The sequence below is a fragment of the Pseudomonas sp. 05N434 genome, assembly GCF_056396965.1.
The window spans coordinates 1-7,632 of record NZ_JBFTMK010000217.1 but is presented as its reverse complement, the minus strand read 5'-3'; the positions used below and the strand labels follow the sequence as shown (position 1 = coordinate 7,632).

Here is a 7,632-nt window from a genome sequence, read left to right as displayed (position 1 = left end):
CGCCAGAGCCACCAAGCAAGCGCTTGGCTTGTGAAATCCGATTTTTCAGCCATCCTTGCCGTGCCGACATGTGTCGGACTGGCGAAAGGACTGTTCCAGGGTGGCCGGCAGCGCAAATCACACTTTAGAGGGATCAAGCACTACTACCTGCTGGCTATAGTCCGCTCAAGGATTTTTAAGAACGGAGCTCACGCAATAAACGGGGCGATGCAACTTTGGAGTGACTTCGGACCGCTTGGCTTCCGGTTACCCACAGCGTTTTTAAAAGTACTAAGCCATAACAATAATGCACATGGAGTAGCGTCGATGACATCAGTAAACCAGTTCTGGCGCCGGGCGAAACTGCCCCTGGCGGTCAGTCTTGCCTCTTCGCTCGCCGGGCCCGCATTCGGCGTCAGTTTCAACGTTGGTGAAATCGAAGGTCAATTCGACTCATCCCTGTCGATCGGAGCCAGTTGGTCTACTCAGAGTCCCAACAAAAACCTGATCGGCGTCAATAACGGGGGCCATGGCCTGTCCCAGACGTCCGATGACGGTCACGCCAACTTCAAGAGTGGCGAAACCTTCTCGAAGATCTTCAAGGGTATTCATGACCTTGAATTGAAATACGGCGACACCGGTGTCTTCGTCCGAGGCAAATACTGGTACGACTTCGAACTCAAGGATGAAAGCCGCGAATTCAAGGACATCAGCGACAGCAACCGCAAGGAAGGCGCCAAATCCTCCGGCGGCGAGCTCCTCGACGCCTTCGTCTACCACAACTACTCCATTGCCGATCAGCCGGGTTCCGTGCGTCTGGGCAAGCAGGTTGTGAGCTGGGGTGAAAGTACTTTCATCGGCGGCGGCATCAACTCGATCAACCCGATCGACGTCTCCGCGTTTCGTCGTCCCGGCGCCGAGGTCAAGGAAGGTCTGATCCCGGTCAACATGTTCTACGTGTCCCAGAGCCTCACCGACACTCTGTCGGCCGAAGCCTTTTATCAACTGGAATGGGACCAGACCGTCGTCGATAACTGCGGCACCTTTTTCTCCCAGCCCGACATCATTGCCGACGGTTGCGACAACAACCTGCGCGTGCTGAACAAGCGTTCGACCATTCCGGGCGCCGCCTTGCCCGCATTGGCCAGGCTGGGCGTCGACGTTAACGACGAAGGTGTACTGGTGCGTCGTGGCCCTGATCGCGATGCACGGGACAGCGGCCAATGGGGCGCGTCCCTCAAATACATGTTCGAGCCGCTGGACACCGAGTTCGGTGCCTACTTCATGAACTACCACAGCCGTGCGCCGATCTTCAGCGCTACGGGGGCTCCAGCATCGGCCTATGCGCAGGCAGCGGCCTTGCCGGGGGCGCTTCGGGCTCTGGCGCCGTTGGTGGTCGCGGGTAACTCGAACTACTTCGTCGAGTACCCGGAAGACATCCGCCTCTACGGCTTGAGCTTCTCCACCACCTTGCCTACCGGCACGGCGTGGAGCGGTGAGCTCAGCTATCGTCCGAACGCGCCGGTGCAGCTCAACTCCACCGACATTCTGTTCGCCGGCGTGCGTCCATTGGGCGGCACCCTGACCAATGCTTCGCTGCTTAACGGTGTGCCGGGTCAGGACTTGCACGGCTATCGCCGCAAGGAAATCACCCAGTTCCAGACCACCCTGACGCACTTCTTCGATCAGGTCATGGGCGCCAGCCGCCTGACCCTGGTGGGCGAAGTGGGCGTGACCCACGTCGGAGGCCTGGAAAGTACCTCTGACGTCCGTTATGGTCGTGACCCGGTCTACGGGCCTGGCGAACTGCCGTCCACCGGTGGCCTCGATACCTGCTCGGCGATCCTCAACACCAGCACCATCAATGGTGCCGGCGCGGGTGCCGCTACCAACAACCGCAGCCGCAATTGCAACAACGACGGCTTCACTACGGCTACTTCGTGGGGTTATCGCGCCCGGGCCATTTGGGAATACCCCGACGTATTCGCCGGTGTGAACCTCAAGCCGAACGTGGCCTGGTCCCACGACGTGAGCGGTTACTCGCCAGGCCCTGGCGGCAACTTCGAGGAAGGTCGTAAAGCGGTAAGCCTGGGGCTCGATGCCGAATACCAGAACACCTACACCGCGAGCCTGGCGTACACCAACTTCTTTGACGGCAAGTACACCACCGTAGATGACCGCGACTTCGTTGCGCTCAGCTTCGGCGTGAACTTCTAAGCACTGCATTTTCAGGACGAACACATTTATGAAAATAACAAAGAGTCTGTTCCATGTTGGTGTTCTGGGGCTTTCGCTGCTGGCGACCGCTGTCATGGCGGCGGTCCCTGCGGCCGAAGCGGACAAGCTGGGCAAGAGCCTGACCCCGATGGGGGCCGAGATGGCAGGCAACGCCGACGGCTCGATCCCGGCCTGGAAACCGATGCCAAAAAACGCCGGTAGCGTGGACAGCAAGGGTTTTCTGTCTGATCCGTTCGCGAGTGAAAAACCGCTGTTCACCATCACCGCGCAGAACGTCGACCAGTACAAGGACAAACTCGCGCCGGGCCAGTACGCGATGTTCAAGCGCTACCCGGAAACCTWCAAGATKCCGGTCTACCCGTCCCATCGTGGCGCCACTGTGCCGGATGAGGTGTTTGCCTCCATCAAGAAGAACGCTACCAACACTAACCTGGTGTCCGGTGGTAATGGTCTGGAGAACTTCGAAACCGCGATCCCGTTCCCGATTCCGAAAAGTGGCGTTGAAGTCATCTGGAACCATATCACCCGTTATCGCGGCGGCAGTGTGACCCGTCTGATAACCCAGGCCACGCCGCAGGCGAACGGCTCGTTCAGCCTGGTGTACTTCGAGGACCAGTTCGTGTTCCGCGACAGGATGAAGGATTACGACCCGAAGAACCCGGGCAACATTCTGTTCTACTTCAAGCAGAAAGTGACCGCGCCGGCTCGTCTGGCCGGTGGCGTGCTGCTGGTGCACGAAACCCTCGACCAGGTGAAAGAGCCGCGTTCGGCGTGGGTCTACAACGCCGGGCAGCGCCGAGTGCGTCGTGCGCCACAAGTGTCCTATGACGGGCCGGGTACCGCTGCCGATGGCCTGCGTACCTCCGACAACCTGGACATGTACAACGGTGCGCCGGATCGCTATGACTGGAAGCTCGAAGGCAAGAAAGAGATGTACATCGCCTCCGACAGCTACAAGCTCGATTCGCCACAGCTGAAGTACGCCGACATCATCAAGGCTGGTCACATCAACCAGGACCTGGCTCGCTATGAACTGCGCCGGGTCTGGCATGTGGTCGCGACGCTTAAGGAAGGTCAGCGTCACATCTACGCCAAACGTGACTTCTACATTGACGAAGACACCTGGCAGGCGGCAGTGGTCGACCACTACGACGGTCGCGGGCAACTGTGGCGCGTCGCCGAGGCTCACTCCGAGAACTACTACGACAAGCAAGTGCCGTGGTATGCCCTCGAAACCTTGTACGACCTGCAATCGGGCCGCTACCTGGCACTGGGCATGAAGAACGAAGAGAAGTCGGCCTATAACTTCGGCTTCACCGCCAGCACCGCCGACTTCACTCCGGCCGCGTTGCGTCAGGAAGGCGTTCGCTAAAACGTTGTAACCCGAGGCCGCATCCTCGAAAAAACGCCCCGACTGGTTCGGGGCGTTTTTTTGGCAGTTCATAAAGATCGTTGTCCGGTGTGGCTGTCCGGTTTACCGACATTTTTGCTCGTAGTCTTTTTGTAGCCATTTGTAGCAATAACCTTCAATAGCTCTTCGTTTACCGCTAGGCTGCGGACATCTGTAACGCCGCCATCAGTATTTCAAACAAGAGCCGGCCATGACTGATCTGTCCCCACTTCCGGGCCCTGCAAGCGTTGCCGTCGCGGCACTGGACGGGCGTTTTTTCCGGCCTCCGCTGCCCGCCGGCCATGTGCTGCGGCCGCGTCTGTGCGAGCGCCTGAGTGCAGGTCTCGGTGGCAGGCTGTTGTTGGTCAGCGCGCCGGCAGGGTTCGGCAAGAGTTCATTGGCGGTGGAGTTTTGTCAGGGGTTGCCGGATCRCTGGCAAAGCCTGTGGCTGGGCTTGAGTCTGCGGGACAGTGATCCCGGCCGTTTTCTTGAGCGCCTGCTCGAAGGTCTTCAGGACTACTTTCCACAACTGGGCAGCCAGGCGTTGGGGCTGCTGAAAATGCGCCAACGTCATCAACCGTTCGCCTTTGAAGAATGGCTGGACGGTTTGCTCGATGAACTGGCCGTGCACCTTTCACCCAACACGCCGCTGCTGTTGGTACTTGATGACTATCATCTGGCCCAGGGGCCGGTGCTCGATCGTTGTCTGCAGTTTTTCCTCAATCATTTACCCGATGGCCTGTTGGTCATGGTCACCAGTCGGCAGCGTCCGGACTGGCATCTGGCACGCCTGCGGCTGTCGCGGCAACTGCTCGAGTTGCATGAGCAGGATCTTCGGTTGACCCATGATGAAGCCCTGAGCCTGCTTGATCGACACAGCATTTCATTGCGTGGCGAGGCGCTGGAGAATTTGATCCAGCGCAGCGAAGGCTGGGTGGCAGGGCTGCGCTTTTGGCTATTGGCGGCCTCCGAGGTGGGCAGCGAGGGTGCATTGCCCCAGTCGCTGTACGGCGGGGAAGGGCTGATTCGCGACTACCTGCTCGAAGAAGTCATCGATTGCCTGCCCGCCGAGGTGCAGTCATTCCTGTACGACACCGCGCCCCAGGAGCGCTTTTGCAGTGAGCTGTGCGACGCTGTGCGCGAGGCCCATGACAKCGCCGAGATCCTGCGTTTCCTGCTGGCGCATCAGGTGTTTCTGGTGCCGCTGGACGAACACGGTCACTGGTTCCGCTATCACCACCTGTTTTCCGACCTGTTGCGCAGCCGGCCCACCGCCCAGGCGATGGTGCCGACGGCCAGCTTGCACCTGCGCGCCTGCCGCTGGTTCAACGCCCAAGGGCTACTCGATGAGGCGGTGGAGCAGGCGTTGCGCGCCGGGCATCTGGATGTCGCGGCGAATCTGGTGCAAAACCTTTCTGAAGAGCAACTGCTGGCCGAGCAGAACGTCGGCATGTTGCTGCGCTGGAAAATGGACTTGCCCGATAGCCTGTTAATCAGCACGCCACGGCTGATCGTGCTCTACAGCTGGGCATTGGGGCTGGCCTGTCAACTGGACGCCGCCGAAGAGCTGGCCAGTCACCTGAGCCGCTTCCTGCCGGCGCCGTCGGCTACTGCGCAAAAATCCATGCTGGCGCAATGGCTGGCCCTGAGCGGGATCATTGCCCGGGGGCGAGGCAATCGCGAGCTGACCATGCTCTATTGCGCCGAAGCACTGGAAAGCCTGCCGGCCAAACGGTATGGACAGCGACTGATGTGCCTGTCGACATTGTCCAATCTGGCGATTGCCGATGGCGACTTGTGGCGTGCCCGGGGGTTGAATCGTGATTCGCTGGAGTTGGCACAGCGCGTTGGCAATCCGTTGTTCGAGGCCTTGGCTCATTACGACCGCGCCCGGGTATTGCAGGCGCGCGGGGAGATTCTTCGTTCACTGGATGAAGTCCGTCAGGGGTTGCAACGCTTGCAAGGTTTATCCCCTCAACGACTCTATGCGGTGCGTGCACGCCTGACCTTGTACGAGGGTTTTTTGCTGGCGCTGCGCTTGCAACCCCAGGCCGCACGGGCACGTTTGCAAGCGGGGTTGGGCGAAGCCCGGGCCTGTCGCGATATCAGCGTATTGATCGGCCACTGCGTGATTGCCCGGCTGGAGGGCAACAGCGGCGAATTCGCGAAGGCCTTCGCCGAACTTGCCGAGGCCGAGCGCCTGATGCACATCTGGGACGTCCCGCCGATTTACTATCTGGCGATGATTACCCTGGTCAAATGTGAACTCTGGCTGGCTCAGGGTCGCACCGATCTGGCCGAAGCCTGGCTTGCGCGACTGGGCCAGACCTATAACGGCGAGCACCCGGCTGCCCCCCCGGAATTCCATCCACAACTGCCGCTGCACATTGAGTTGCAACAGGCGGTGCTGGACATGATGAAGGGCCAGCCCATGCTCGCCGAAGGGCGCCTGAATGCGCTGCATGAACACGGTCAGCGTAGCGGTCGGCAGATGCTCAGCGTGATGGCGCTGAATCAGAACGTTACGCTGTTGTTGGCGGGCGGACGCGAACCCGAGGCCCGCAAGGCGCTGGCCCAGGCTTTGGAAGCGGCCGCCGGAGGTGTCCTGCAACCGTTTGACCGATTACTGGCCGAGCATCCGGACTGGCTGCGTGGGCAACTTCAACCCTGTGCGCCGACGCCGGTTTCGCARCATCTGCTGGAAAAGCTTCCGGCCATGGCCTCCCGTCCAGTGGTTGAGTCATCGCCTGTTGCTGAACAACTCAGTACGCGTGAACTGGCGGTTTTGCGGCTGATCGCGCAGGGATGTTCGAATCAGGAAATCAGTGATCAGTTGTTCATTTCGCTGCATACGGTCAAGACCCATGCCAGTCATATCAACAGTAAATTAGGTGTTGAGCGGCGCACGCAGGCCGTGGCTCGGGCGAAAGAGTTAGGGGTGTTGGGGTGAACGGGGCCCCCGACATTTTTCGCGTTCAAGTCTTGGCGCTTGGGTTCAGTCTTGGTGATACAAAACAAAACACCCCGACATTGGTCAGGGCGTATTGTTCAAACCTTGGTCAAACTACCAAGTCCTTGGCACTGAAGGTATCGACGCCTACCAGTTGGATTGCGAAATCTGCATCCAGCCTGCCGTTGACGTTGCCGTACAACACATGATCTTCGAAACGCAGTTGTCCTGCTCCTGTGAACGCATTCGAGTCAATGAATGTAAAGGCGTTGAACGCAGTGGTGAGCATATTGGCATCGAGTTTTGACAGGTCGATCTTGTCGCCCTGTAGGCTGCTGAAGTCGGTGATGACGTCACTGTTTGCCCCTTTGCCCAGCTCACTGAGTAAATTGAAAACAAACCGGTCGGCACCAGAGCCGCCCGTCAGGATGTCTGTGCCCAGGCCTCCTATCAGCAGGTCATTGCCCATACCACCATCAAGCAGGTCGTTGCCTGCTCCACCATTGAGCACATTGTTGCCACTGTTGCCGGTCAGCACGTTATTCAGGGCGTTGCCGACGCCGGTGAGGTTGTCGCTGCCGGTGAGGGTGAGGTTTTCCAGGTTGGCACTCAGGGTCCAGCTCACCGAGGAACGTACGGTGTCGATTTCGCTCGCCAGGGTACTGGTCTCGGTGACCGCGTCCTGGAGGTTGTCGACGATATAAGTGTCGTTGCCAGTGCCGCCGATCATCAGGTCGGCGCCGGTTCCGCCATCCAGAACGTTATTGCCGCTGTTACCGGTCAGACGGTTGCCCAAGGAGTTGCCGGTGGCGTCGAGGTTGTCGCTGCCGGTGAGTGTCAGGTTCTCGAGGTTGCTACCCAGGGTGTAGCTGATGTTCAGCAGGTCGCGGCCCTGGTCGGCGGTTTCCTGCAGCAGCGCCAGTTCGCCGGCCTGGTCGAGGATATAGGTGTCGTCGCCGGCGCCGCCGATCAGCGTRTCCAGCCCCGCGCCACCGTTGAGCACGTTGTTGCCGCTGTTGCCGGTCAGCACGTTGTTCAGGGTATTGCCGACGCCGTTGAGGTTGTCGCTGCCGGT

At 59.6% G+C, this 7,632-nt stretch carries 4 protein-coding genes; 3 read left to right on the top strand and 1 reads right to left on the bottom strand.

Going from position 1 to position 7,632, the window contains the following annotated elements:
- Window positions 1–306 precede the first annotated feature (306 nt).
- The 3 genes from AC1DLB_RS15240 (at window position 307) to AC1DLB_RS15230 (ending at window position 6,557) form a co-directional block, all read left to right on the top strand.
- On the top strand, window positions 307–2,196 hold the full coding sequence (locus tag AC1DLB_RS15240; protein ID WP_477744012.1) for a DUF1302 domain-containing protein: 1,890 nt from the start codon (window positions 307–309) through the stop codon (window positions 2,194–2,196).
- A 28-nt stretch (window positions 2,197–2,224) separates the two neighbouring features.
- The gene (locus tag AC1DLB_RS15235; RefSeq protein WP_477785217.1) at window positions 2,225–3,589 is read left to right on the top strand and encodes a DUF1329 domain-containing protein; all 1,365 of its coding nucleotides are present in this window, start codon (window positions 2,225–2,227) and stop codon (window positions 3,587–3,589) included.
- Between the two features lie 229 nt (window positions 3,590–3,818).
- On the top strand, window positions 3,819–6,557 hold the full coding sequence (locus AC1DLB_RS15230; RefSeq protein ID WP_477785216.1) for a winged helix-turn-helix domain-containing protein: 2,739 nt from the start codon (window positions 3,819–3,821) through the stop codon (window positions 6,555–6,557).
- 109 nt (window positions 6,558–6,666) lie between these two features.
- Here AC1DLB_RS15230 and AC1DLB_RS15225 read toward each other — a convergent pair.
- A partial coding sequence (locus tag AC1DLB_RS15225) for a calcium-binding protein (RefSeq protein WP_477785215.1) occupies window positions 6,667–7,632 on the bottom strand: 966 nt, incomplete at its 5' end.

Coding starts and splice junctions, on each gene's coding strand:
- AC1DLB_RS15240 (WP_477744012.1), top strand. CDS start 307: ATGACATCAGTAAACCAGTTCTGGCGCCGGGCGAAACTGCCCCTGGCG.